The 26640-nt window shown below is 29.4% G+C and carries 30 protein-coding genes and 1 pseudogene; 19 read left to right on the forward strand and 12 right to left on the reverse strand.

The window, feature by feature from the left end:
* Positions 1–53 precede the first annotated feature (53 nt).
* The 9 genes from nifB (at position 54) to AVENP_RS00360 (ending at position 6236) form a co-directional block, all read left to right on the forward strand.
* The gene (nifB, locus tag AVENP_RS00320) at positions 54–1499 is read left to right on the forward strand and encodes a nitrogenase cofactor biosynthesis protein NifB (RefSeq protein WP_128358223.1); all 1446 of its coding nucleotides are present in this window, start codon (positions 54–56) and stop codon (positions 1497–1499) included.
* Positions 1500–1509: 10 nt separating this feature from the next.
* Positions 1510–1794: a hypothetical protein gene (locus AVENP_RS00325; protein ID WP_128358224.1), complete on the forward strand. Its 285-nt coding sequence runs from the start codon at positions 1510–1512 to the stop codon at positions 1792–1794.
* Positions 1795–1923: 129 nt separating this feature from the next.
* On the forward strand, positions 1924–2301 hold the full coding sequence (locus AVENP_RS00330) for a hypothetical protein (RefSeq protein ID WP_128358225.1): 378 nt from the start codon (positions 1924–1926) through the stop codon (positions 2299–2301).
* A gap of 233 nt (positions 2302–2534) precedes the next feature.
* The gene (gene nifV, locus AVENP_RS00335; RefSeq protein WP_128358226.1) at positions 2535–3647 is read left to right on the forward strand and encodes a homocitrate synthase; all 1113 of its coding nucleotides are present in this window, start codon (positions 2535–2537) and stop codon (positions 3645–3647) included.
* Entirely contained in the window at positions 3629–4435 is an 807-nt protein-coding gene (locus tag AVENP_RS00340; protein ID WP_128358227.1) for a hypothetical protein, read from the forward strand. Before nifV ends, AVENP_RS00340 begins: the two co-directional genes overlap by 19 nt.
* A gap of 10 nt (positions 4436–4445) precedes the next feature.
* Positions 4446–4652: a CCE_0567 family metalloprotein gene (locus AVENP_RS00345; RefSeq protein WP_128358228.1), complete on the forward strand. Its 207-nt coding sequence runs from the start codon at positions 4446–4448 to the stop codon at positions 4650–4652.
* A gap of 6 nt (positions 4653–4658) precedes the next feature.
* Positions 4659–4907, forward strand: coding sequence for a hypothetical protein (locus AVENP_RS00350; RefSeq protein ID WP_128358229.1), 249 nt, complete (start codon positions 4659–4661; stop codon positions 4905–4907).
* The gene (locus AVENP_RS00355) at positions 4904–5899 is read left to right on the forward strand and encodes a leucine-rich repeat domain-containing protein (protein WP_128358230.1); all 996 of its coding nucleotides are present in this window, start codon (positions 4904–4906) and stop codon (positions 5897–5899) included. Before AVENP_RS00350 ends, AVENP_RS00355 begins: the two co-directional genes overlap by 4 nt.
* Positions 5900–5909: 10 nt before the next feature.
* A complete protein-coding gene (locus AVENP_RS00360; protein ID WP_128358231.1) occupies positions 5910–6236 on the forward strand; it encodes a nitrogen fixation protein NifQ in 327 nt (108 codons plus the stop codon).
* 120 nt (positions 6237–6356) lie between these two features.
* Here the strand turns inward: AVENP_RS00360 and AVENP_RS00365 are convergent, their stop codons facing one another.
* Positions 6357–7253: an RluA family pseudouridine synthase gene (locus tag AVENP_RS00365; RefSeq protein WP_128358232.1), complete on the reverse strand. Its 897-nt coding sequence runs from the start codon at positions 7251–7253 to the stop codon at positions 6357–6359.
* A 147-nt stretch (positions 7254–7400) separates the two neighbouring features.
* Between AVENP_RS00365 and purB the strand changes: the two genes are divergently transcribed.
* The 3 genes from purB to AVENP_RS00380 all read left to right on the forward strand — a co-directional run bounded on the left by purB (position 7401) and on the right by AVENP_RS00380 (position 12236).
* Positions 7401–8732 (forward strand): adenylosuccinate lyase, encoded by a 1332-nt coding sequence (purB, locus tag AVENP_RS00370; RefSeq protein WP_128358233.1) that lies wholly within the window; start codon positions 7401–7403, stop codon positions 8730–8732.
* 24 nt (positions 8733–8756) lie between these two features.
* Positions 8757–11141 (forward strand): ribonucleoside-diphosphate reductase subunit alpha, encoded by a 2385-nt coding sequence (locus AVENP_RS00375; RefSeq protein WP_128358234.1) that lies wholly within the window; start codon positions 8757–8759, stop codon positions 11139–11141.
* A gap of 75 nt (positions 11142–11216) precedes the next feature.
* Entirely contained in the window at positions 11217–12236 is a 1020-nt protein-coding gene (locus AVENP_RS00380) for a ribonucleotide-diphosphate reductase subunit beta (RefSeq protein ID WP_128358235.1), read from the forward strand.
* Between the two features lie 120 nt (positions 12237–12356).
* On the opposite strand, the gene AVENP_RS00385 is transcribed toward AVENP_RS00380, so the two are convergent.
* The gene (locus AVENP_RS00385; protein WP_128358236.1) at positions 12357–13223 is read right to left on the reverse strand and encodes a hypothetical protein; all 867 of its coding nucleotides are present in this window, start codon (positions 13221–13223) and stop codon (positions 12357–12359) included.
* Between the two features lie 362 nt (positions 13224–13585).
* On the opposite strand from AVENP_RS00385, the gene AVENP_RS00390 reads away from it, so the two are divergent.
* Positions 13586–14035 (forward strand): acyl-CoA thioesterase, encoded by a 450-nt coding sequence (locus AVENP_RS00390; protein WP_128358237.1) that lies wholly within the window; start codon positions 13586–13588, stop codon positions 14033–14035.
* A 7-nt stretch (positions 14036–14042) separates the two neighbouring features.
* On the opposite strand, the gene AVENP_RS00395 is transcribed toward AVENP_RS00390, so the two are convergent.
* A complete protein-coding gene (locus AVENP_RS00395; RefSeq protein ID WP_128358238.1) occupies positions 14043–14660 on the reverse strand; it encodes a LysE family translocator in 618 nt (205 codons plus the stop codon).
* Positions 14661–14797: 137 nt separating this feature from the next.
* On the opposite strand from AVENP_RS00395, the gene AVENP_RS00400 reads away from it, so the two are divergent.
* Together AVENP_RS00400 and AVENP_RS00405 are read left to right on the forward strand one after the other, a co-directional pair.
* Positions 14798–15682 carry an AraC family transcriptional regulator gene (locus AVENP_RS00400; protein WP_128358239.1) on the forward strand — a complete coding sequence of 295 codons (885 nt, stop codon included), beginning with the start codon at positions 14798–14800 and terminating at the stop codon, positions 15680–15682.
* A gap of 18 nt (positions 15683–15700) precedes the next feature.
* A complete protein-coding gene (locus AVENP_RS00405; protein WP_128358240.1) occupies positions 15701–16090 on the forward strand; it encodes a VOC family protein in 390 nt (129 codons plus the stop codon).
* A gap of 9 nt (positions 16091–16099) precedes the next feature.
* Here the strand turns inward: AVENP_RS00405 and AVENP_RS00410 are convergent, their stop codons facing one another.
* Together AVENP_RS00410 and AVENP_RS00415 are read right to left on the reverse strand one after the other, a co-directional pair.
* The gene (locus tag AVENP_RS00410; RefSeq protein ID WP_128358241.1) at positions 16100–16828 is read right to left on the reverse strand and encodes a dienelactone hydrolase family protein; all 729 of its coding nucleotides are present in this window, start codon (positions 16826–16828) and stop codon (positions 16100–16102) included.
* Between the two features lie 15 nt (positions 16829–16843).
* Complete coding sequence (locus AVENP_RS00415; protein ID WP_128358242.1) at positions 16844–17332, reverse strand: hypothetical protein; 489 nt, start codon at positions 17330–17332, stop codon at positions 16844–16846.
* Between the two features lie 85 nt (positions 17333–17417).
* Here AVENP_RS00415 and AVENP_RS00420 point away from each other — a divergent pair, with 85 nt between their 5' ends.
* The gene (locus tag AVENP_RS00420; protein ID WP_128358243.1) at positions 17418–17888 is read left to right on the forward strand and encodes a CYTH domain-containing protein; all 471 of its coding nucleotides are present in this window, start codon (positions 17418–17420) and stop codon (positions 17886–17888) included.
* A gap of 21 nt (positions 17889–17909) precedes the next feature.
* Here the strand turns inward: AVENP_RS00420 and hcp are convergent, their stop codons facing one another.
* Entirely contained in the window at positions 17910–19235 is a 1326-nt protein-coding gene (hcp, locus tag AVENP_RS00425) for a hydroxylamine reductase (RefSeq protein WP_128358244.1), read from the reverse strand.
* 135 nt (positions 19236–19370) lie between these two features.
* Here hcp and AVENP_RS00430 point away from each other — a divergent pair, with 135 nt between their 5' ends.
* A complete protein-coding gene (locus AVENP_RS00430) occupies positions 19371–19631 on the forward strand; it encodes a hypothetical protein (protein WP_128358245.1) in 261 nt (86 codons plus the stop codon).
* Here the strand turns inward: AVENP_RS00430 and AVENP_RS15955 are convergent.
* Both AVENP_RS15955 and AVENP_RS16050 read right to left on the reverse strand, forming a co-directional pair.
* Positions 19628–20563 carry an FAD-dependent oxidoreductase gene (locus AVENP_RS15955; RefSeq protein WP_346726423.1) on the reverse strand — a complete coding sequence of 312 codons (936 nt, stop codon included), beginning with the start codon at positions 20561–20563 and terminating at the stop codon, positions 19628–19630. The two genes, AVENP_RS00430 and AVENP_RS15955, sit on opposite strands and share 4 nt — an antisense overlap.
* Positions 20564–20569: 6 nt before the next feature.
* Positions 20570–20848: pseudogene (locus AVENP_RS16050) on the reverse strand (NAD(P)-dependent oxidoreductase); the annotation flags it as partial.
* 174 nt (positions 20849–21022) lie between these two features.
* On the opposite strand from AVENP_RS16050, the gene AVENP_RS00440 reads away from it, so the two are divergent.
* Both AVENP_RS00440 and AVENP_RS00445 read left to right on the forward strand, forming a co-directional pair.
* Positions 21023–22048: an OmpA family protein gene (locus AVENP_RS00440; RefSeq protein ID WP_172664174.1), complete on the forward strand. Its 1026-nt coding sequence runs from the start codon at positions 21023–21025 to the stop codon at positions 22046–22048.
* Positions 22049–22051: 3 nt separating this feature from the next.
* Positions 22052–22534, forward strand: coding sequence for a hypothetical protein (locus AVENP_RS00445; RefSeq protein ID WP_128358248.1), 483 nt, complete (start codon positions 22052–22054; stop codon positions 22532–22534).
* Between the two features lie 8 nt (positions 22535–22542).
* Here AVENP_RS00445 and AVENP_RS00450 read toward each other — a convergent pair whose 3' ends face one another.
* From AVENP_RS00450 to gatB, 4 genes are all read right to left on the reverse strand, one after another.
* A complete protein-coding gene (locus tag AVENP_RS00450) occupies positions 22543–23529 on the reverse strand; it encodes a YhdH/YhfP family quinone oxidoreductase (RefSeq protein WP_128358249.1) in 987 nt (328 codons plus the stop codon).
* Between the two features lie 69 nt (positions 23530–23598).
* The gene (locus AVENP_RS00455) at positions 23599–24303 is read right to left on the reverse strand and encodes an energy transducer TonB (RefSeq protein WP_128358250.1); all 705 of its coding nucleotides are present in this window, start codon (positions 24301–24303) and stop codon (positions 23599–23601) included.
* Between the two features lie 9 nt (positions 24304–24312).
* Positions 24313–25209, reverse strand: coding sequence for an NAD(P)H-dependent glycerol-3-phosphate dehydrogenase (locus AVENP_RS00460; protein ID WP_128358251.1), 897 nt, complete (start codon positions 25207–25209; stop codon positions 24313–24315).
* Positions 25209–26636, reverse strand: a complete 1428-nt coding sequence (gatB, locus tag AVENP_RS00465) for an Asp-tRNA(Asn)/Glu-tRNA(Gln) amidotransferase subunit GatB (protein ID WP_128358252.1) — start codon at positions 26634–26636, stop codon at positions 25209–25211. Before gatB ends, AVENP_RS00460 begins: the two co-directional genes overlap by 1 nt.
* Positions 26637–26640: the final 4 nt, after the last annotated feature.

The raw sequence follows: 26640 nt of genomic DNA on the forward strand, positions 1-26640 counted from the left end.
TCGTGTGGAACAATATGTGCATTATATTTCTAAATTTAAATAAGGAGTTATCTATGAGTTGTTCGTGTACTTCAAGTAGTTCTCAAGAATCAATCCAAGAAGAGGTAATGGCAAAAATTAATAATCATCCATGTTATAGTGAAGGTGCTCACCAACACTATGCAAGGATTCATGTTGCCGTTGCACCAGCTTGTAATATTCAATGTAACTACTGTAATAGAAAATATGATTGTTCAAATGAGAGTAGACCAGGTGTTACTAGTGGTAAATTATCACCAGAAGAAGCAGTTAAGAAGATTTTATTTGTTGGTGGAGAAATCCAACAACTTTCTGTTGTAGGAATCGCAGGTCCTGGTGACGCATTAGCAAACCCTGAAAAAACTTTTAAAACATTTAAAATGCTATATGAAAAAGCACCAGACTTAAAAATGTGTTTATCTACAAACGGACTTATGCTTCCAGATTTTATTGACCAAATTGTAAAATACAATGTTGACCACGTAACAGTTACAATCAACTCTGTTGATGAAACTGGTGAAGTTGGTTCAAAAATTTATCCTTGGATTTTATGGAATCATAAAAAAGTATTTGGAAAAGAAGCTGCAAAAATCCTTTTACAAAGACAACTTGAGGGAATCAAGATGTTAACAGATAGAGGAATTTTAGTTAAAGCAAACTCTGTTTTAATTCCAGGTGTTAATGATAAAGAATTACCAAATGTTGCTAAAAAATTAAAAGAGTTAGGTGTATTTTTACATAACATTATGCCACTTTTATCTAAACCTGAATTTGGTACATATTATGGACTAAATGGACAAGAAAGTGCAACTGATCAAGAAGTTATGGCTGCACAAGAAGCTTGTGGAATGGATATGAAATTAATGTCTCACTGTAGACAGTGTCGAGCTGATGCTGTTGGACTAATTGGTGAAGATAGAGGGGACGAGTTTACAAAAGATACTTTTGTAAAAATGGACTGGGAAGATTTAACAAAAAAATATGATATCTCAGCTCGAGCTGCTAAACACCAAGTTATTGAAAACTGGAGAGCGGCTCTTGAAGTTGCAAATGAAAAAGTAAAAATCGCACAAGCATCTAAAGAGCAATTAAGTTCAACAGGTGAGACTAAACTTGTAGCTGTAACAACTGCTGGTGAGGGAACTATTAACTTACACTTTGGTAATGCTAAAGAGTTCTTAATCTACGAAGCTGGTGATAAAGCAATTAAATTTGTAATGCACAGAAAAGTAGAAAATCCATATTGTAAAGGGCCTGAAGATTGTGATGGTTCTTATCCAATTGAAGATATTAAAAATACATTAAAAGATGTGGATTTATTATTAACTGAAAAAATTGGTGGTTGTCCAATGGATGAATTAAAATCAATTAACTTGATTTGTGATGATTCTTATGCTCTTCAACCAATAGAAAAATCAGTTTTCGCAGCAGTTCAAAGATATTTTTATGCAGAAAATAAAACTGAACATGAGTTAGGGTAATCCCTAACTTATGAAAACAAAACCTACAGTAATCCTTCTAAAAGGTAATGGACCAATCTCTATAAACAATGAATTAATGGAGCTAATTACAATTACCACTTCACACGGTTTTATTGGTTTCCCACTAAAACAACTTCGTGCACAAAAAATCGTAACACTAACTGACTATGATAGATTTTTAACTATTGAAAAAGAAATCACTACAAAACCCTGCTGTTTTGTTTTTTCTTATGACAAATTGGAAGCTAAAGATTTAGAACTTATTAAGGCTGAAGAGTTAGAAGTTTTGGAATAATTTCACATTCTTTTTGAGTTAATTCTTATTTTATGAAAAGTTGATTGTCCCCTTTATTTCACTTTATTTGTTGGGACCGAGGAAAATTATTTAAGAGATTAAAAATATATAATTATATACAATGATGTTATGAATTTAATTAAAACAATAATACTAATAACTTTTATTTCAAACTCACTATTCTCTTATGATAAATGGAAAAATGAAATAAACATACATAAACTAGATAATCAGAATCTTTCATTTGAAACTAAAAAATATTTTTGTGAACATAAAAATAAAAAAGAACTTCAAGAAGAGATTTTTCTTTTTTTAAAAGAACAAGATTTAAATTTTTATATAAAGTATTCACAAACTATAGATTATTTACCGAGAAAATTGATTGATAGTACACTAAAGAAGAATCAAAATTGTGGTAATCCTAGGAGAAATATAGTAATTGGTTCTTGTGGTAATTGGGCATGTTTAGATGGTAGCAAACCTGATGTAATATTGGATATTAGATAGGTTTTTTTTGTTACCAAGCTCTAGATTGGTAATGTATACTTTTTTAATCATATTATTTATAATTATACTATTCAAATGACTCAATTTTATTTTATTAAGTTTTATATATTCTCAAAGTGTAAAAACTAGAATTTACAAATTCCTATTCTAATATTTCCCAAATTCTTTTCAACAAGCCTCACTTCGGAACACTATTTGCATGAATATTTATATCGAAATTAAAGGTTAGTATAATGCCAATTATTAATGATACAACTTTAAGAGATGGTGAACAAACGCCATACGTAGCTTTCAACTTAAAAGAGAAGTTACAAATAGCAAGGCTTTTATATGAAGCTGGTGCAGATGAGCTTGAAGTAGGAATTCCTGCAATGGGAAAAAAAGAACAAGATGACTTAAAAGAGATTCTTGCTCTTAATTTACCTATTCCAATAATGAGCTGGAATAGAGCTACGATGAGTGATTTAGAAGCATCATTAAAGTGTGGATTAAAAGCAGTTGACTTATCTATACCTGTTTCAGATATTTTGATTGACATTAAATTTGGTGGAGATAAAACAAGATTACTAAAACAATTAGAAGAAGTAATTTTACAAGCCAAAAAAGAAAATTTATTTGTTTGTATCGGTGGAGAAGATTCAAGTCGCGCGAACAACTCTTTTTTAAAAGAGATTATGACATTGGGGAAAGAACTTGGTGCAAATAGATTTAGATATTGTGATACGGTTGGCATTTTAACACCTCATAAAACTTATGAAAATATCAAAGATTTAAGTTCTTCAAATCTTTTAGATATAGAAATGCACACTCACAATGATTTTGGAATGGCAACGGCAAATGCGATTGCTGGTTATGAAGCTGGTGCTATGAGTGCTAACACTACAGTTATTGGTATTGGTGAGAGAGCTGGAAATGCTAGTTTTGAACAAGTATTGATGTCTTTGAGATTATTAGGAAAAGATGTTCATATAAATTCAAAAGTATTAAAAGCTCTTATCAAAACTGTAAGTAGCGCTTCAAATAGAAGAATAGATACAAATTTACCAATTATTGGTAAAAACATATTTTCACATGAATCTGGTATTCATGTAAATGGTATGATGAAATCAAATCAGGCTTATGAGCCTTTTACTCCAGATGAAGTTGGATTAAAACGAACTTTCCCAATTGGAAAACACTCAGGTAGCTCAACATTGGTTTATCATTTGAAAGCTGTTGGAATTAATCCAAATCTAGAAATTGTACAAAAAATTCTTCCAAAGGTGCGAGAAATCGTTACGAATAGGAAAAAAGTTTTAAGTACAAATGAATTAAAAGAGTTATACCTATGTTCATTGGATATTTAAAAAATGGATTTGAAGAATCATTAGAGGATTTATTAATTGAAAATCCTCTATTTGATTTAGAACTATTAAAACAAACATATCATGTTTATCCTCAACACTGTTTTGCAGCCTATGAAGATTCAAAAATAGTTGGCATTTTAAGTGCTTATATTTTTGAGAATTATTTGTATATAAATGTGATTGATGTGATAAGTAAATATGAAGATATTCTAAAAAGATTAATCTCTTTGTTACTGAGAAATTTTCCTGAAGAAAATATTTTAGTTTTAATTGAAAATGATAAAAGTAAACAGTTGGAAGAATTAGGATTTAAAACTTATAGTGATTTTCTAAGATTTATGCATTCAGGCGAATCTGTTGCTTTTAACTTTTCAAATTCAACAGCAAAACAAGTTAGTGGTGAACACTACGCAGAAGTTGCAAAAAGAGTTGATAGAAAAGTTTTTAATTTAAATAGAGATGAGTATTTAAAAACAGATTGTGTTTTTACTAATTCTTTGAAACTCTCTACTGGATATGGATTTTTGCACTCTTATGTGGTAAACAAAAGATTTATAAAAATCTCACCTTGGATTATGGATAATGAAGCCTTTTTAGATGCTGAGAAGCTTTTGCGAGGAGTTTTATATTATCGAGGATTAAAAAGCATTTATGGATATGCTCCAAAAAATGTAAAAGAGATAGTGGATTTATATCAAAGCTATAAGTTTAAAATTTATGGGGATTTTAAACTTATGTATTTGAATGAAAAACCAAACATCATACTAGATAATTTATACGCAATTTAAAGGAGTAATTATGGAATTAACACATGAGCAAAAAGAGTTAAAAAAAGAGTTGGCTAAATATAAAAGAAAAGTTGTTGAGTTAGCAGGTGAAGTTCATGACATCGTTGAAGATTCTATTTGGACTGATTATGTGAGATTACCAAAATTGAGCCAAGATATAGATTCTGGAATGAAAATTGTTAATGAGTTTTTAGAACGACATCCATACTTAAAGTAGTATATAATGGAAAATTTAAAAGATAAACAAATTTGTGAATGTGGGGGAATGACCATTCTTCAAGCACAAAAAATATTTGAAGAAACTGACTTACCATATAAAAAAGCAAAAAAACTTGTTACTGGCTGTAGTCAAACTTGTTGTAGAAGACCTTTAATGGCTCTATTTAACATGGTTGAATTTGGTGAAGTTGATTATGAAGAGATTGCATTTTTAATTGATGCGAAAAACGATAGATTAAAGGATGACGAATGAGTTACGATATCGAACATTTTGTAAAATGGATAAGAGCTAACGATTTAACACCTATAATGTCAGTTGTTGAAGATGATTTGGAGTTATTAACACATTTAGATTTATCAAAAAGAAATTTAAAAGATTTACCTGAATCAATTGGAATTTTAAAAAATCTAAGCGTTTTAAAACTCTCAAATAACAAACTTAGAAAACTTCCAAAAGCAATTGGAGAATTAAAAAACTTAAGAAATCTTCAATGTGAAAATAATTTAATTGAAGAGTTACCAACAGAAATAGGAAATCTAGCAAATCTAATGATATTAAATCTAAATGTAAATAGACTAAAAGCCTTACCAAAAGGTTTTTATGATTTAAAATCACTAACTAGACTTACCCTTGCTGCAAATAGAATTGAGAGTTTAGATGAAGATTTCAAAAAATTATCAAAACTTTTATATCTCTCACTTGAAACAAATGAGTTAGAAGATATTCCTGATATTTTTGAGAATATGCAACAGCTTTATTATTTGGATTTATCGTTCAATCATTTAACTTCTTTGCCCTCTTCTTTATCAAGAATAAAAGAGTTAGAGACTCTTATTTTAGAAGGAAATAGTTTAAAAGAATTACCATCTTTAGAATCTCACGATATGCTTATAAAACTTGATTTGAGTGGGAATAATTTAACATCTTTAGATTTTGATATTAGTCGTTTAGAAGACTTAAAAATATTAATTTTGGACAATAACTTATTAATAAAACTTCCAAAAGATATTTGTAAGTTAAATAAACTTAGTACTTTGTCAGTTAGTTCAAATAAATTAGATGAGTTGCCTGATTTAATAGGTGATTTAGTAAATCTTCAAGAGTTAGATGTAGAAGATAATGATTTAAATTCTATTCCAGAGTCAATTAAAAATCTAACTAATTTGAATAATTTATTTATAGATAATAATAATGGATTAAAAAAACCAAAATCACTTGAGTTAGAATTTTGTGATGTAAAATAAGGAGTATCCCATGAGTAGTTTAGTACATATAACAATGGAAAGTGAAATTTTAGAACTTCTTCAAAGTCATGCAAATGACAAATATGCAAAAGATGAACTAGCTCCATGGATTGCAAAAACTTCATTACAAATGGGACATTTATACTCAGATTTAGGTTTAGAAAGTAGAGAAGAGATGGGGAAATTTATGAGCAAAAATTTCACCTCATTAGCAAAACTAAAACCTCAAGATAAACGATGGAAAAAGTATTTGTATGATTGTATTGGCAAAACAGCCCCTGCTTGTGCTGCTTGTGATGATATTAGTAACTGTTTTAATTGCTCTTTAAATCAATAAAGGAAGCATATTGAATATTAAAAATAAGTCTCAAAATAGAAACTTTAGTAAAAAAGATTTAGCTATTTTAGTCTCTTTTGAGCTTATGATTGTTCTTGTTTCTTTATTTTTTACAATGGATTAATTTAAAAATTCATTGTAAAGGTCTTTGTTTTTAGAGAATATTTTATAAGTTACATCTTTGTATGTAAACTCTAAATAATTAGCATGAAGCCATAATCTACTTGATTTTGTAACTTCAAATCTATCTTCAAGACTTAGGGTTTTATTTAGATAATTTTCTGCACTATCATCATCAACTCCATAAATTGGGTCACCTAAAATTGTATGACCAATTGAGTGTAAATGAACTCTAATTTGATGCTGTCTCCCTGTTAATGGTAAGGCTTCAATAAGAGTTAAATCTTTTTCTTTATTATATTTAAGAGGTTTTATAATAGTAATAGACTCTTTCCCCTCATCGCAAACTTTCATTCGTACACCAATTACAAGCCCTTCTCTATCTAGCCCTTTATCTATTCTAATCTCTTCTTTTATTTCGCCTTGAGCAATTGCCAGATATGATTTATGATATTTTTTTTCTTGGAACATCTCTTTTAGAGCAATTTCGCTTTTTTTGTTTTTCCCAACGATAATCAAACCTGATGTTTCAGCGTCAATTCTATGAATTAAATTTGCATCTTCCCCAAAATGAAACCTAATTTCATCAAGTAAAGAGTAAGGTGTACTTTTTGAAATTGGGTGAACCATAAGATTTGTAGGTTTATCAAAAATTGCAAAATCAGTAAACTCAAGAAGAGGTTTTAAGCCCTTTGAAACACCCTCAAAAACAGCTATATAAATGTAATCAGTTGGAATAGTTTCCCCAGTATTTATAGTGTTCATGTTTTCATCAAAAATTCTTCCTTTTGATGTGAGTCTTTGCCCTATTTTAGGGTCTAGACCTAACTCATGTATCAAAAATATTTGTATTTTTTTACCTTTGATAGCTTTGTGTTTTTTAAGTGTAAATGGCAAATTTTTATCCTATTGTTTTTTGGTAATCTAATATTTTTTAATAGATTTTTTAAGTTTATATTGGTGTAATTTAGATACCATATCATACATAAATTAATAAAAATATTTAATAAAAATTCAAGAAACATGATTATAAGGGACATATAAATGGTTGAAAGATACGCTAGAGTTGAAATGAGTTCAAAGTGGACTCAAGAAGCAAGATATGCAGCATGGTTAGAAGTAGAAAAAGCTGCTGTTAAAGCTTGGAATAAAATTGGACTTATTCCCGATGCTGATTGTGAAAAAATAATAAAAAATGCTACTTTCTCAGTAGAGCGAATTGAAGAAATCGAAGCTGTTACAAAACATGACTTAATTGCATTTAATACAAGCGTATCTGAATCTTTAGGTGAAGAATCAAGATGGTTCCACTATGGAATGACATCTTCTGATGCTGTTGATACGGGTGTAGCTCTTCAAATGAGAGACTCTTTAAAAATAATTATTGAAGATGTGAAAATGCTAATGGAGTCTATTAAAACAAGAGCCTATGAGCATAAAATGACTTTAATGGTTGGAAGAAGTCATGGTATTCACGGTGAGCCAATAACTTTTGGTTTAACTTTAGCTGTTTGGTATGATGAAGTTGCACGTCATCTTTTAAATCTTGAACAAACAATGGAAGTTATAGCAGTTGGACAAATCTCAGGCGCTATGGGTAACTTTGCCCACGCACCACTTGAACTTGAAGAGTATGCAATGGCAGAACTTGGGTTAAAACCAGAACCTTGCTCAAATCAAGTAATCCATAGAGATAGATATGCAAGACTTGCAACGGCTTTAGCACTACTTGCATCTAGCGTTGAAAAATTTGCAGTTCAAGTAAGACACTTACAAAGAACAGAAGTTTATGAGTGTGAAGAGTATTTTGCAAAAGGTCAAAAAGGATCTTCTGCAATGCCTCACAAAAGAAATCCAATTTTAACAGAAAACATAACTGGACTTGCAAGAATGATTAGATCATATGCAATTCCTGCTATGGAAAATGTTGCTTTATGGCACGAAAGAGATATTTCTCACTCTTCAACAGAGAGATTTTGGTTACCAGATGCCTTTATTACAAGTGATTTTATGTTACACAGAATGAATAGTGTAATTGCAAATTTAACTGTAATGCCAGAAAATATGATGAAAAATTTAAACTTAACTGGTGGATTAGTATTCTCTCAAAGAGTATTACTTGAGTTACCACTTGCAGGTGTTTCAAGAGAAGATGCCTATAGAATTATTCAAAGAAATGCGATGAAAGTTTGGGAAGAGATTCAACATGGAAAACCAACAACAAATGAAAAAGGTGAATCTTTATACCTTCAATACCTTTTAGCAGATGAAGAATTAAGAAATTCATTATCTGAAGAACAAATAAGAGAATGTTTTAACTTCGAATACTATACAAAAAATGTGGATAAAATTTTCAACAGAGTATTCAAAAAATAATATAAGATACTACAAGGTAAAATTATGGGAATTATGATAAAAAAAAGAAATGGTCGCAAAGAAGTTTTAGATATTACTAAAATTCAAAAAATGACTGTGGAGGCAACTGAAGATTTAGATGGTGTCTCTCAAAGTGAACTAGAACTTGATGCTCAAATCAAATTTATTGATGGGATGAGTTCTTCTGATATTCAAGATGCACTTATTAAAACAGCCGTTGAAAAAATTGATATAGATGTTCCAAATTGGACATTTGTAGCAGCTCGTCTTTTTGTTTTTGATTTATATCACAGAGTTGGAAAAGCAACTCATGGGATAAAAGGTGAGCCATATTGCCATTTAAGAGATTATTTGAAATATGGAAAAGACGCAGGAAGATTAATTCCTAGTCTTGGTGAAGGTTACGATTTAGATGAATTAAATGATTATATTGACCCTAAAAGAGATTTCTTATTTAACTACTTAGGAATCAAAACTTTATATGATAGATATTTAATTAAAAACAATAAAGCTGAACCAATCGAGTTACCACAACATATGTTTATGGCAATTGCAATGTTTTTAGCTCAAGATGAAGTTAATAAACAACAATGCGCAAAAGAGTTTTATGATGTAGTTTCTAAATTTGAAGTAATGCTTGCCACTCCAACTTTATCAAATGCTAGAACAAATAGACACCAATTATCTTCTTGTTATATTGGAAGTTCTCCTGATAATATCGAGGGAATTTTTGATGGTTACAAAGAGATGGCACTATTATCTAAATTTGGTGGAGGAATTGGTTGGGATTGGAATCAAATCAGAGCTTTAGGTGGTGTTATTGATGACCACAAAAGTGCTGCTGGTGGAACAGTTCCATTCTTAAAAATCACAAATGATATAGCACTAGCAGTTGACCAATTGGGTACAAGAAAAGGTGCAATTGCCGTTTATCTTGAACCTTGGCACATGGATATAGTTGACTTTATTGACTTAAAGAAAAACTCTGGTGAAGAAAGAAGAAGAGCTCACGATTTATTCCCTGCTTTATGGATAACTGATTTATTTATGGAGAGAGTTTTAGAAGATGCTCATTGGACTTTATTTGACCCTTATGAAGTAAAAGACTTAAGTGAGTGTTATGGTGATGAATTCAAAGTAAAATATATTGCTTATGAAAATGATGAGTCTATTACAAAAAATGTGATGAAAGCAAAAGATTTATGGAAAAAAGTTTTAACTTCATATTTTGAATCTGGAAGTCCATTCTTATGTTTCAAAGATACAGCAAATAGAGCAAATCCAAATTCGCATGTTGGACATATTAGAAGCTCAAATCTTTGTACAGAGATTTTCCAAAATACAAATCCAAACTATTACAAAATCAGACTTGAGTTTGTAGATGGAACAGTTTCTACTTATGAAGAAGAAGAGTTAATTGTTGTTGATGGTGGAATCACTAAAAAAGCAAATAAAGTTTCTGCTCTTGATAGTATTAATGGAAAAAGAGTATTTATTGTTGAAAAAGAAAAAATTGATGGAGATACAGCTGTTTGTAACTTAGCTTCTGTAAATCTTTCAAGAATTAATACAAAAGAAGATATTGAAAGAGTTGTTCCAATAGCTATTAGAATGCTTGATAATGTTATTGATTTAAATTTCTATCCATTAAGAAAAGTAAAAGCTACAAACCTAAAATCAAGAAGTATTGGTTTAGGTGTTATGGGTGAAGCTGAAATGTTAGCTGAATACAAACTTGTTTGGGGTTCAAATGAACACTTCAAAAAAATCGACCAAATTATGGAAGCAATTTCATATAATGCAATCAAATCAAGTTCAAATATAGCAATAGAAAAAGGTATTTACCCTACTTTTGAGGGTTCTAAATGGTCTTTAGGAATTATGCCACATGACCACGCTCCTCAAGCTGTAAATGCACTTGTAAATAAAGATTTATTTGATGCTTCTTACGATTGGGATGAATTAAGAGCAAAAGTTAAAAAAGATGGAATGAGAAATGGTTATTTAATGGCCGTTGCTCCAACTTCATCTATTTCAATTCTTGTAGGAACTACACAAGCAATAGAACCAGTTTACAAAAGAAAATGGTTTGAAGAGAACTTATCAGGATTAATTCCAGTTGTTGTTCCAAAACTAAGTCCTGAAACTTGGAATTATTATACTCCTGCTTTTGAAATTGACCAATTACAAGTAATTAAAGCAGCCGCAATTAGACAAAAATGGATAGACCAAGGTCAATCAACAAATATTTTCATGAGCTTAGATAAAGCAAGTGGAAAACATCTACATGAAATCTATACATTAGCTTGGAAATTAGGACTTAAATCAACATATTATTTAAGAAGCCAATCACCAGAAGCAAAAAATGATGTAGAAGACAGATCTATGGAGTGTAGCGGTTGTCAATAAGATAACCTTACATTCTATCAATACAAACAATTAAATTTATATAATAAAATCTTAGAAAAAAGCAGAGGACTCCAAATGGAAAGAAAAACTAGTTATAACCCTGATTCTAAAGAGAGTTTAAACGATAGAAGAGTTTTTGGTGGAAATAGTGATGGAATGATTAATTTTACTAAAATGAAATATCAATGGGCTTTAAATCTTTGGGATACAATGGAAGCAAATACTTGGTTTCCAAGAGAAGTTCAAATGACAGGTGATGCAAAAGATTATAAATATCTAACAGAGCCTGAAAAAAGAATGTATGATTTAGTTTTATCTCAACTTATTTTTATGGATTCATTACAAACAAATAACCTAATGGATAATATAAATCCATATATCACAGCTCCTGAAATAAATGCTTGTTTAGCAAGACAATCTTATGAAGAAGCAAATCACAGTAAATCATATGCAGTTATGGTTGAGTCTATTTCTGATAACACAGACTTGATTTATGATATGTGGAAAAATGATGTAAAACTAAGAGAAAAAAACAACTACATTGCAGCTGTTTATAAAGACCTTTCAGGTGAAATCACAGATGAAAAAATCGTTTTAGCACTTTTCGCAAATCAGATTTTAGAGGGATTATATTTTTATGCTGGATTTGCAGCTATGTATGCCCTTGGAAAATCAGGAAAAATGCTTGGAAGTTCACAAATGATTAGATTCATCCAAAGAGATGAAGTTACTCACCTTTTACTTTTCCAAAACATGATAAATTCAGTTAGAAAAGAGAGACCAGAACTATTCACAGCCCAACTTGAAGAGACTGTAAGAGGAATGTTCAGAAAAGCCGTAGAACTAGAATCAGCTTGGGGTTCATATATCACTCAAGGTCAAATCCTAGGTTTCACAGATGGAATCATAAAACAATATATTCAATATCTTGCAGATAAAAGATTAGATGCAGTTGGATATAAACCAGAATACAACGTAAAACACCCTATTCCATGGGTTGATGGTTATGCAAGTTTCAATGACCAAAGAACAAACTTCTTCGAAGGTAATGTAGTTAACTACAGTAAAGGTTCAATCGACTTCGACGATTTTTAATAGTTCTTTTACACAATCTCAGCGTTGGAGCAATTTTTTTACTCAGTCACATACTGATTGTATGCTCCCTCGCAAAAAAATCACTCCGCCTTGACCTTGAATAAAATAACTATTAAAAAATTAAATTAGCCCATTTTCTACAATATATTTCTTTCCTTCATCATTAACTTTATAGATGTATTGCTGTTTATTAGGACTGTATTCATTTGTTAAGAGTCTTTTTGCAATTAAATTCTTTAAAATATAGTCTGCTTTTAACTCTGGAAGATTTAATAATTTTGATATTTCTTCTAAAGTAGTTTCTTTTTTATGATTACTTGCAAAATCTTTCATTATTAATCTTTCTTCATCTGAAGAGTTTCTATATGTTTTATCTAATTCTTTTTTAAGTAACGTATTATGTTCACTAAAAGTTTTTAAGTTATTTTGTAATTTTTGATTTTCTTGAATTAATTCTTCAGTATTTTTTGTATCTTTTTTGTATTCATCAATTTTATTTAAACTTTCTAATAATAAATGTTCTTTTTCATCAAGAAACTTTCTAAGTTGTGTGATTTCTTTGTCTTTTTCTGAAAATGTTTTACTGAAACTTAATTCTAATTCAAAATATTTTTGTTGAAGTTCTCCAAATTCTTTTTCAGTAAGTACTTTTCCATTACTTATTTTTTTTAATTCATTTTGATGCCATATCCAAGCTTTATGAATAAATTTAGAAATAAATGGTAAAACTAAAACATAAGCAAGTGCAATTAATAAGGGCAATAACAATCCATTGATTGGTATATTTAAGATTGAAATAGAAATATAATCTGTTTTGTATAGGTTATCTATAGCTACAAATTTGTTTTCAGAAGTTAAATCTTTATCAAATAAAATTACAATAAACTTGTAATTACAAATAATCCAATAAAAAATAAAAGAACCAAGCAGTGGACTAGTTGTTCTTTCATAGAGATTTGCTTTGAATGAGTTAATCATGTCTTTCATTAAAAATCCTAAATTAAAATTGTTAGGATAATAGCAAAAAAATTAATAAAAAAGATAAAAGCTAAAACCGAAGAAATCCCAGCCTTTGTCAAAGCCGAGTAGTTTTAAATTTTTTTCGGAAAAAGTCGAGGACTGTTTGAGTAAAAAAGAGTGACAAATTCACTCTTTTTTGCGAGTTCCGCAGACTAGAAAACAAATTTGAAACTAGGAGGGAAGCTTTGCCTTTGACAATATGGCTGTGGCTTTTTGTTTTACTTTTTACCACTAAAAAGTAAAGAAAATATTACAACTTCCAAATATCTTTAAACAAAATATAAACCCTTTTCGTTAAACTATCCTCCTTTTAAATTGGAGAAAATAAAATGTTCACAGAAATAATAAAACCAAGATTTTTAGAAACAGATGCGCTTGGGCATATTAATAACAACACTTACGGTGTGTGGTTTGAAGCTGCACGAGATGAGATATTTCGTATCTTTATGCCAAAGGCAAATGTAAAAGAGTGGAATCTTATCATGGCTCATACTTCTTTTGACTTTTTAAAAGAGGTATTTTGGGGTAAAGAAGTTATCGTAAAAACTGGTGTTACAAAATTAGGTAACTCTTCTATTGAATTATGTCACGCAGTTTATCAAGATGGAAAACTTTGCACAACTGGAAAGTGTATTATTATTCACTATAATTTTATGACAAAAGAGGCAGTAAGAATCCCTGATAATATCAGAACTATACTTGAATCTCATATTTTCTCAATCCCTTGGATGGGAACTTTAGCAGAAGTTGAAGAGTTTGAAAAAAGTAATAAGAGTTAATCTCTTATTACCAATTTCCAAGAATAACTGGCAGAACGGATACAACTAAAAGTATCGCCATGATTAGATTGAACTTTCTTACATGACTTTCATCTTTTATAAATCTTTTTAAAGCAACACCACCTATTGCCCAAGCATTACACGAGATTATTCCAGCTATTAAAAACAAAAAAGCAATGATAATTACTTGAGTTATACTATTCTCTTTTGATGTTACAAATATTGACATAGCAGTCATTGACATAATCCAACCCTTTGGATTTACCCATTGAAAAAGTGCTGCTTGTATAAAAGTAAAAGGTTTGTGTTTCTCTTTTATTTTCAGATGACCTTTGCTAGAACCTATTTTATATGCCATCCAAAATAGATAAAGAAGTCCTACAACTTTTAGTATTTTTAATACTATTGGAAACTTTTCAAATACAATTCCAATTCCTAATCCCACAAGTAAAACCATCAAAGCAAAACCTAAAAATACTCCAAATACATGGGGAATACTTCTTTTATATCCAAAGGTTAAACCAGAAGATAAAAGTAAGACATTATTTGGTCCTGGTGTTATTGTGGCTGTTAATGCAAATGCAGCAATAGAAATCAACATTGTTAGCGTATAAAAATCTTCCATTTTAACTCCTTTTTAATTTTTATGAATTCTATCTTTTAATTTTCTTTTATTCTTTACATATTTTGGTTTAAAAGTTATCTATTATTGTTTAAAAAGTATGCCTAAATATGTTAAACTTATGACTAATAAGGATTATTATGCAAAAAAGAACTACTTATAACAAAAATGTACAAATAGCAAATGATGCAATGTATTATATTTATGAGTACATAGATACAGATATTAATATTGATGAATTAGCTTTAAATTTTGGTATTAGCAAGTTTCATTTGCACAAACTTTTCAAAGAAGTTATGGGGATAAATATCTATGAAACAATAAAATCAATACGGCTTCAAAAAGCTTCAAGTTTACTTCTTACAAATAAGTATTCAACTATTACTCAAATAGCTTCAATGTGTGGGTATAGCTCACAAACTTCATTTATTAGAGCATTTAAAGAAAGATTTAATCAAACACCAAAAGTGTGGAGAAATGGAGGATATGAAGAGTATTCAACTAATATTTTAAGAAATTCTAATATGGCTTATTATGAGAAAAAAGATTTTGAAAACATAGAACCAAAAATTATTAAATCAAAACCTCTAAGAACTTATTACATAAGACAAAGGGGTTATCTAAAAGAAGAAGTTACAAGAGTATGGCAAAAACTTCAAGCTTGGGTTTATACAAACAATATTACAAAATATGAAGAGATTGGTATTTATCATGATAATCCAACTATAACACCTCACAGTGAGTGTTTTTATGTGGCAGGAATTATTCCAAAAGGTGATGTTGATTTATCAAATACAAGTCTTCCTATTTTTGATACTCCTGAGGCTTTATATGCAACTTTTGAGATAAAAGGAGAGACAGGAGATATTCTTAGATTTATCCAATGGGCATATCAAGAGTGGCTTCCAAAGAGTGGGTTTGAAACAACAACAAATCCACCTTATGTAATATTTAAAAAGAATCACTTTTTGAATGAAGATAGAACTTTTGAAGCGACATATTATTTGCCAATACAATATGTCTAAAATTTGTTATAATTTTTAATGATTAAAATTAATAGATTAGACCATTTTGTATTAACAGTAAAAGATATAACGGCTACTGTTGAGTTTTATACACAAATTCTAGGTATGGAAAAAGAAGTTTTTAAAGGTTCAAGAATTGCATTAAAATTTGGAAATGCAAAAATAAATCTTCATGAATTAGGACATGAATTTGAACCAAAAGCTTTTAATGTAAAAGAAGGTAGTGCCGATTTATGTTTTATAATTGATACACCTTTACTTGAAGCAAAAAGTTATATTGAGAGTTTAGGTATTGTTATTGAAGAGGGAATTGTTAGTAGAACTGGAGCTCTTGGAGAAATTGAATCAATTTATCTAAGAGATCCTGATAAAAATTTGATTGAACTATCAAATTATAAAAGCAAGTAAAACTTGCTTTTATTTTAATGTCTCTTCTAAAACTTCTGTAAATCTTTTCCAAGATTTTTTATCTGCATCTTCCCTATAACTTTTTGCTCCAAAAACTGTAAAAGCATGTGGTGCACCACTATAAGTTGTCATTTCATGATTTATTCCTGTTTTTTCTAGCTCAACAGCTAAAGAAGCAAATTCGCTAAATGGTACAACTGTATCTGCACTTCCGTGAAATACTACGATTTTACCTTTTGTATTTTTATAATCTTCACCCTCAGGAGTTGCAAGATTTCCATGAAAAGGAACAAAAGCTTTCATATTAGCTCCACTTCTTGCCATTTCAAGAATTGCACTTCCTCCAAAACAATAACCCATTCCCAGTGTATTTGATACATTTGCACCTAGTTTTTTTGCTTCTTCAAATCCTGTATTTAATCTTTTTCTCATTTCATCTCTATGTGAATAAAGATATTTTGTCTGAGCGATTTTGTCATTAAGTTCTGTTGGTCTTATACCTTTTCCATATAAATCAACTGCAAAAACTGAATAACCTAAATCATTTAACATTTTTGTTCTTTTGATTTCATACTCAGTGATTCCATCCCAATCATGTACCATAAAAATAAGAGGTGCAGTTTTTGAAACAGGACTATAATATCCCTCATACTCTTTTCCATCAATATTGTAAGTAACATTTCCATTTGCAAAAGATATGCTTACAAGTGATAATATTGTTAAAATAAACTTTTTCATAAAATATTTCCTTTTTTAAAATTTAGTTTCATCAAAATAAAACTCATTAACTCCATTAAATCCCTCTAAAAAATATAAAAAGTGAGAAACTTCTTCTATTTGAGTATCATTGATTTTACCTTTCATTGAAGGCATGGTATTAAAGTGCCTAATTACACCCTCAAGACAGATTGTTTTAGCTTTATCTGGATTAATTATATAATCTTTTACGAAAGCTGTGGTTTGCATAAGATGAAATTCTACATCATCCCTACTTCCAATTTGTTGTTTTAGTCTAAAGGAGATTTCATTTCCAGTTGGAGCCTTTAGATTCAAAGTTTGGTTATTCTCTTCAATAAAATTTTTCATCAAAAGAGGAATTGGCATTGATTTTTGGTGACACTCCATACATTTATTTTCAAAGACTTTTTCACCTTGGTTATATAAGTCTCTATCAAATTCTTCAGGTAATTCATTGGCAAATATAAAGCCTGTAAAGGCAAGGGTTAAAACTATATTTTTCATCGTAACTCCTTTTTTAAATTTTAGCACAAAATTAAATATATTAAATTGTTTTGATAAAATTAATAAAATATAAAAAAGGTAAGTTATGGCTTTAGAAATAGAAAGAAAATATCTTGTTGATTTAGAAAAACTTGGCACTTTAGAAAATGGAAGCAGAATAAAACAAGCTTATCTTTCAACAAATAAAGATGCAGTTGTAAGAGTTAGAGTTAAAAATGACAAAGCATATCTAACAATAAAAGGCTCAAATATTGGAGTTACAAGATTAGAGTTTGAATATGAAATTCCTTTAGATGAAGCAAATGAGATGTTAGATAAATTATGTCAAAAACCAGTGATTGATAAAACAAGATATTTGATAACTCATGAAAATCATATTTGGGAACTTGATATTTTTTATGGAGAGAATGAGGGTTTAGTAGTTGTTGAAGTTGAACTTTCAAGTGAAGATGAAACTATAATTTTGCCTTCTTGGGTAAAAGAAGAAGTAACAACTGATGCCAGATATTACAACTCAAATCTTATGAAACATCCATTCAAAGATTGGCAAAAATAAAGAGAATAAATTCTCTTTATTTTAAGCGATTAGAAGTTTTGCTAAATCATCTTTTGCATTTGTTGTAAGTGTAAGATTGAAGTTTTCTGCTAAGAAGTTGAAAATATCTTCATTTACAAATTGTGGAGGTTTTGGCCCTAAGTAAATATTTTTTATTCCAAGTGAGAATAGAGCTAATAAGACAATAATAGCTTTTTGCTCCATCCACGATAATACAATTGAAATTGGTAAATCATTGATTGGAGTATTTAATGCTTCGCTTAAAGCTTTAGCAATTTCAACTGCACCATTTGAGTCATTACATTGACCTAAGTCTAGGTATCTAGGAATTCCAGTTCCTTCAATCTCTCCAAAATCAATATCATTGAATCTGAATTTACCACAAGATGAAGTGATGATTACACAATCTTTTGGTAAAGATGAAGTTAATTCTCTATAATATTCTCCACCTTTCCCTGGTGCATCACAACCAGCAACTACGAAGAATTGTTTGATTTTCCCCTCTTCTAATGCTTTTAAAATTTGTGGAGCTAAAGTTAAAACTGTTTTATAGTGATGACCAGTTGTTAATGTTGTAGTTTCATTAAAATCAATTCCATTTGCATCTGCGCACTCTAAAGTTCTTTTGATTAAAGCATCAAAGTTATCATTTTCAATAGGAGTTGAACCCTCAACACCTACGATTTTGTAAGTGAATAATCTATCTAAATATCCACAATTTTTCTTTGGAGGAACAATACAGTTTGTATTTACTACAAAAGTTCCAGGGAATTTTTCCATCAGTTTTGCTTGGTCAAACCATGCTTTCCCAACATTTCCTTTTAGGTGTTTATATTTTCTTAGTTCTGGATAACCATGAGCTGGTAACATTTCAGAGTGTGTATAAACATTAATTCCTTTATCTTGTGTTGCTATTAACAATCTTTCAAACATCTCTAAATCATGTCCAGAAACTAAGATAGCTTTCCCTTCAACTTTGTTTTGAGAAACAGTTACGGGAGTTGGAATACCAAATTTATTAGTGTGAGTATTTGATAATCTATCCATTACTAAACTTCCAGCTCGTCCAATTTTCATTAGTTGATTGATGTGGTCGTTAAAATTAAAATTCACATTTGTAAGTGTAAAATAAAGCGTTTCACTCATAACATCATCAATTTCTTTTGTAAGTTCAGGTTTAAATGTATTTAAATGCTCTCTATATGCACTAAGACCTTTTAAACCAAAAATCATAATATCTTGTAATCTTGAAAGATTTTCATCTTTCCCACAAGTTCCAACAACTGCACCAGTACTTCCACAACCACCTTTTTGACTCATTTCACATTGATAACAAAACATACTCATAATATAAAATCCTTTTAAGTTTTGAGGGATTATATGGTTTTAACAGATGTGATACATTGATACAAATCAATACTTGTTTATGTTTTGTAAGTTATAAAATCCTAGAATACGAACTTTAAAATAAAAAGGATTATTATGTCAAAAGATAGAATTAGAGATTTTATAGATATTCAATTTGAAAATTTAGAGGATCCTATTTATAAAATTGAAGAAGATGAGAATCATGTTTATGCAATTTTCACAGAAGTTTTAAGTAAAAATGTATCTAAGGAGATAACTTTTAAAATATTAAATGATATTTTATATCTACATTCTGTAACTTATGGTTGGAAACCAGTAGAAAAAGGGAATGCAAATAAATATTTTTGGATTGAACTTTTAAAAACAGAAGCCTAAGAAGCTACTGTTTTTGCTGGAAGTTTAGAAATAAACTCTTCAATAGACAAAGCAACTCTTTTAGAAAAGGCAACAGCTTCTACAACAGTTCTGGCACCGGTAACCACATCACCAGAAGCAAATACACCACGTCTAGCTGTTATTCCATTTTCATCACTTTGTAGTAGTCCATTTTCGCCTAAAGATAATCCAGTATTATTTCTTACAATTAAATCCCTTGCTGTTTGACTAATTGCAATTAATATAGAATCAGCTTCTTCAAAACTTTCTCTATTTACTTCTTGATCTGTTGTCATATATCTAATGCCTTTTTCTGTTAGTTCTAAAGGTAATTTGTGAAGATTGAATTTTACACCATCTATTTTTGCATGGTCAATTTCCATTTTTTCTGCATGCATATCTTCTTCACCTTTTCTATACATTAGTGAAACATCATTTGCACCATTTCTAATGGCAGTTCTTGCAACATCCATGGCAACATTTCCAGCACCAATTACAACAACTTTTTTGCCTAAATCGTAAGCTTTTGGAGTTTTTAGATAATCAATCGCAAAGTGAACATTTCCAAGACTTTCGCCTTTGATTCCTAGTTTTTTAGGTGCCCAAACACCTGTTCCTATAAATATCGCATCAAAGCCATCTCTTTGTAAATCATCAAGGGTGATATTTTTCCCAATCATGATATTTTTTCTAATCTTAACCCCTATTTTTTTTAGCTTATCTTCTATTGTGTCTAAGATAGTTTTGTCAAGTCTAAAATCAGGAATACCATATCTTAAAACACCGCCGATTTGGTTGTTCCCTTCATACATAGTTACATTGTAACCTTTTATAGCCATTATCATTGCAAGACTAATTCCAGCAGGTCCTGAGCCAATGATTGCTATGTTTCTACCCTTTTGAATTGGTTTTTCAAACTCCCTATAATTCATATAATAAGTTGAGATATAGTTTTCTATTCCACCTACATTTACGGGAGTCGATTTTTTATTTAAAACACAATGTCCTTCACAATGCTTTTCATGTGGACAAACTAAAGAACAAACAATTGATAAAGGATTATTATCAAATACTAATTTCCCTGCTTCTTTGATATTTCCACTTAAAAAAAGTCTAATCATTTCTGCAATTGGAGTGCTAACAGGACAACCTGTTTGACACTTAGGTTTTTTACAATCTAGACAAGTTTGCGCTGAATTTATTATATGTTGCATTTTATACTCTTTTTGTTTTGTATGTAATTATAACAAATTAATTAATCTATTAAAATAATTTAAATATAGCAAGCAATTTTCTAGTTATTTCTTCACTAATTAAGTATAATATTCAACTTTAAATAAATAGTTATTAAACAACTAACATAATAAAAATAATTATATAAAAGGATGGTGATGTCTCTTGTTAAAAAGGTAGTTTTCTTGGTAGTTTTATTGCTTGGATTTATAGTATATTCTGTTTATACATTTGATTATGATACAGCTTTAAATACTAATTCAGCAGTTTCAAATTCTGAAAAAATACAAAATAAAGTTTCCCAAATAGGCTTTGTTGATAAAATTATTAATATGTTTGATTCTTCTGATGATACACAAACTAAACCTTTTAGTTTTGTTTTAACTAAAAAAGATGGAATGCTAGTTATGGATGGTATTTTTTCAAGTGAAGATGATACAAAAAAAATATCAGATATTTTAAATATTAATCGTGATGGTGAATATACTTATGAAGAGGATATATCAATTGACGAAGATTTAATAAGTAAAATTGCTAATTTAATTACACCTTTAAAAGATTTTTTTGAAGATGGGGCAAAACTATCAATTATAAATAATGAAGTTTTTTTATCAGGGGAATTAAAAGATCCAAATTATTCTTCATTATTAGAAACAATGATTTCAAGATTAGATATTAATATAATAGAAGATATAAAAATATCAAATCCTATACTTGTAAGTGAATCAACTTCTTTAGAGAACAATGAATCAATCTTAAACACTGAATTACCTAATGATAAAACTGTTAATGCTAATAATAAAAAATCTTTGAATATTCAAGAGATACAAGCAAATATAAATAAATTATTAGCAGATAAAAAAATTACATTTGAAAGAAGAAGTACTTCTGTTACTGAGGATTCTTATTCAACATTAACAAAAATCTCACAGATAATGAAAGAAAATAAGAGTTTAAAAATTGAAATAGCCGGACATACTGATTCAAGAGGTGAAAAGGCATTAAATAAACAGATTTCTCAAGAAAGAGCAAATAGTGTTAAAAATGTTTTAGTGTCTTTAGGCATCCCCTCAGATAGTTTAACTGCAGTTGGTTATGGTGAAGAACTTCCTCTTGTTAAAGATGATGAAAACGGATTATCAGAAATTAACAGAAGAGTTGAATTTAATATTATAGGAGAATAAAAAATGTTTGAAATTGCATCATTAATTGTTGTGAACTTGTTGCTTGCTGGAATTATAGGATTTATTATAGGTTATCTAGTTGGTAGAACTAATTCTCCGAAAATTAAATCAATAAAGAATAATAATAGCGATGAACCAAGAGATGAAAAAGTAAGACATTCTATAAACCCAATTTTTAAAAAGAATTCGACTTTAGATTTTAAACCACTTATTTTAACTTGTCCAAAGTTATCTGGAAAAGATGCTTTAACAAAAATTAAAGGTATAAATAAAAAGATTGAGAATGATTTGAATAACTTAGGTATTTATCATTTTGAACAAATTTCAAAATGGTCAAATAAAAATTCTGAATGGATTGAAGAGTTTTTATTGCTTCCTGGAATTGCAAGAGGTAATCAATGGGTTGAACAAGCCAAAATCTTATGTTCAGGTAGAAATACTCCTTATAGTTTGCAAGTTGAAAATGGTGAAATTGAAGTAGATTAAGTTTTAATCTACTCTTTTATTTTTACTACATATCTTCCTACTGCTTTTCCTGATAAAAGAAGCTCATAAGCAGATTTTATTTCATATAATGAAATTTCATTTACTATTGTATTTAGACTATTAATTTTCCATCTACTAGCTAGTTTTTCCCAAGCAGCTTGTTTTTTTTCTAATTTACACTCAACTGAATCAATTCCTATTAGTCTTACACCTCTTAAAATAAACGGAAATACATTTGTATTTAATTCAAAAGAAGATGTTAACCCACAACACGTTACTATTCCATCATATTTTACTTGTTTAAGTGCATTTGCTAATATTTTTCCACCAACTGTATCAATTACTCCTGAGTATTTTTCACTTAACATTGGCTTTGTAGATTCTTCTTCAAATTCTTCTCTTGAAATTACTTCATTTGCACCGATTTTTTTCAAGAATTCAACTCTTTCTTTTTTCCCTGAAATGGCAGTTATTGTATAACCCAATTTACTTAAAATCGCTATTGCAATTGAACCTACTCCACCTGTTGCACCTGTAACTAAAATATCTCCACTTTCTGGTTTTATTCCATTTTCAATTAACTCATTTACACTAAGAGCTGCTGTTAATCCAGCTGTTCCAAAAGTCATAATTTCTTTATCTGAAACAGAATCAGGAATTCGAGCAACCCAAGATGCAGGTATTTTTACAAATTGAGCATGACCTCCATTTGAATTCATCCCCATATCATAACCAGTTACTAAAACTCTCTCACCTACTTTAAAAATTGGTGAAGTTGATTCATAAACAGTTCCCGCAACATCAATTCCTGTAACATGTGGGAAATTTTTAGTGATTCCTGGATTTCCCATAGCACTTAAGGCATCTTTATAATTTAGTGAAGAGTACGTAACTTTTATTACAACTTCATTCTCTTCACATTTTGGAGTTTTTATATCTTGGACGTCTGATACAAACTCATCCTCTCCAACTTTTTCAACTACAAAAGCTTTCATTTATTTCCTTTTTCCTATTTGTATTTATACTTTAGCTAAAATATTGTAAAAGCTAAATAACATTTTGTATTAATTTATTACAACAAATTCTAATGGAACATCAAAATCCATATACTCTTTATTTATATCTTTATCAAATGCTTTATATGCTTTTGTCTCATATAAAGCTCTTAAAGCTGCTTCATCTAATCTTTTGATATTACATGAGCTTTTTAGTTTTATGTTCTCAAATAGACCATTCTTTTGCACTCTAAAGCTAATTATTACTTTTCCTTCTTCTTTTAATTTTCTTGAAATTACAGGATAGCTTTTATTTTTATTTATCTCTTGTCGTAACTGCATCATATAGTTTTGAATAAAGAGTTTTTCTTTATTTATTTGATCTTGTGTGATTAAATTTTCTTTTATCTCGTTTTGATTTTTTGTATGGCTATTTTCTACTTCTTTTACTTCTTGAGTTATATTTTTCTCAGAATTTTCTTTTGAAATAAGTGGAGTTATATTAGGTTTTGTAACTTCTTTTTTGACTTGAACAGTTTTTTCTATTTGTTTTATAGTTTTAGTTTCATTTTTAGGTTTTGTAATCTCTCTTTGAGTTATAGCTTCTTGATTTAATACTTCTTTTTTTGTTTGAGTTTTTGAAAGTTGTAATGAAATAAAAGTACTCTTTTGTTGTTGATTTTGCTCTATTTTATCTGTTTTTAAAAAATTGATAAGTACAAAGTGAGCTGTTGAAACTAAAATAAAACTAAGAGTAATTATAAATTTATTCATAATTTATAATTAATGTTTTAATAAATCTTTTAAACTATCTTTTGGATTTTTACCATCTAATATAAGTTTCACTTCATTTGCAATTGGTGTATATATTTCATGTTTAATTGATAGGTTATATATAGCATCGGCTGTTTTAATACCCTCTGCAACTTCACCTAAATCTTTTAAAATTTCATTAATTTTTTTATTTGAAGCAAGACCAAGTCCTACTCTATAGTTTCTACTCATTGTAGAGTTCGCAGTCAAAAACAAATCTCCTGCTCCACTTAAACCTAAAAAAGTTGATTTTTTTGAGCCAAAGAATCTACCAAATCTCTCCATTTCAACTAATCCTCTTGCTATTAATGAAGCTTGAGCATTTTTACCGAGATGTAATCCCTCACAAATTCCACTTGCAATTGCTAAAACATTTTTATATGCACCGGCAACTTCTGCTCCAATAACATCAGAACTATAATAAGTTTTAATAAAAGTTGGGAAAAAAGCAGAGAATTTTTTAAAAAGTTTCTTTGAATCTGAATTTAAAACTAAAGCACAAGGTAAACCTTGAATAACTTCAGCTGCAAATGATGGTCCAGAAATAAATCCTATATTTTTATTTGGAACAAATTCAGCATAAATTTCATTTAAAAACTCTCCACTTGAAGCTTCAATACCTTTTGAAGCAACAAGAATTTTTTGTCCTTTAAAAATAAAATTCTCTTTTAACCAAGCTCTAATTTCTTGAGCAGGAATGGCAATTATTAAATATTCACACTCTAAAGCAGTTTTCAAATCAACGAAGTTTTTTATATCTCTTGGTGTTCTTGATGTTATAAAAGCTTCTTGTTTTTGACTAAGTGCAAAATGAAGAGCTTGTCCCCATTTCCCTGCACCTATAACTGCAATAGAGTTGTTTTTCATTAAGATAATCTTTGTTTTAATAGGTCATTTACTTTAGCAGGATTTGCACTACCTTTTGATTCTTTCATAGTTTGACCTACAAAGAAACCAAATAGTTTATCTTTACCTGATTTATATTCAGATACTTTATCTTGATTTGCAGCAAGTATTGTATCAATAATAGTTAATAGTGCACCATCATCAGATACTTGTTTAAGTCCTAATTTTTCAATAGCTGAATCAACATCTGTTGATTCATTTTCTATTAGGAAATCTAGTACTTCTTTTGCTGCTTTTCCTGAAATTGTATTATCTTCAATTCTTTTAACAATTGTTGCTAAAGTTTTTGCATCGATAATTGAATCTTCAAGTGAAGCGCCCTCTTTTAGTCTTGCAAGTAATTCAACAGTTAACCAAGTAACTGCATTTTTTGCACTAATTCCCTCAGACATCATTTCATCAAAATATTTAGCCATTTCCAAACTTGCTGTTATAACTGAAGCGTCATACTCTTTAAGTCCAAAATCTTTTACAAATCTCTCTTTTTTCTCATCTGGAAGTTCTGGAATTACTGAATATTTAGCAAGCATTTCATCTGTAATAATTACGGGTAAAAGGTCTGGGTCTGGAAAATATCTGTAATCAGCAGCATCTTCTTTTCCTCTCATAGATCTTGTTTCACCAGTATTTGGATCAAAAAGTCTTGTTTCTTGAACAATCTCTTTTGAATGAACTCCATCTTCCCATGCTTCAATATGTCTATTTACTTCATAAGCAATTGCTTTTTCAATGAATTTAAATGAGTTCATATTTTTGATTTCACATCTAGTGTAAAGGTTTTTATCACCTTTTGGTCTAATAGAAACGTTTACGTCACATCTAAAGCTTCCCTCTTGCATATTAGCGTCACTTATACCTAAATATCTTACAATTGAATGTAATTTTTTCAGGTATAAAACAGCTTCTTCTGCACTTCTCATATCAGGTTCAGAAACGATTTCAAGTAGTGGAGTACCTGCTCTATTTAAATCAACCTGTGAAACACTTCCTGCATGGATATTTTTTCCTGCATCATTTTCTAAGTGAGCTCTTGTAACTCCAATAGTTTTTTGTCTTCCATCTGGAAAATCAATTACTAATTCACCAAGTCCAACAACTGGAACTTCAAATTGAGAAATTTGATAACCACTTGGTAAATCTGGATAGAAGTAGTTTTTTCTATTAAATACTGATTTTTGATTTATTTGTGCTTTTAGTGCAGTTCCTAGCATAATTGCTTTATGAACAGCTTCTTTATTTAGTACTGGAAGTGCTCCTGGTAATCCTAAACAAGTTGGACATACATTCGTGTTTGGTTCTTCTCCAAAACTCGTTGCACAAGAACAAAAAAGTTTACTATTAGTATTTAATTGAACATGTACTTCTAATCCTATAATAACTTCAAACATATTT

Source organism: Arcobacter venerupis (genome assembly GCF_013201665.1).
Lineage (GTDB): Bacteria > Campylobacterota > Campylobacteria > Campylobacterales > Arcobacteraceae > Aliarcobacter > Aliarcobacter venerupis.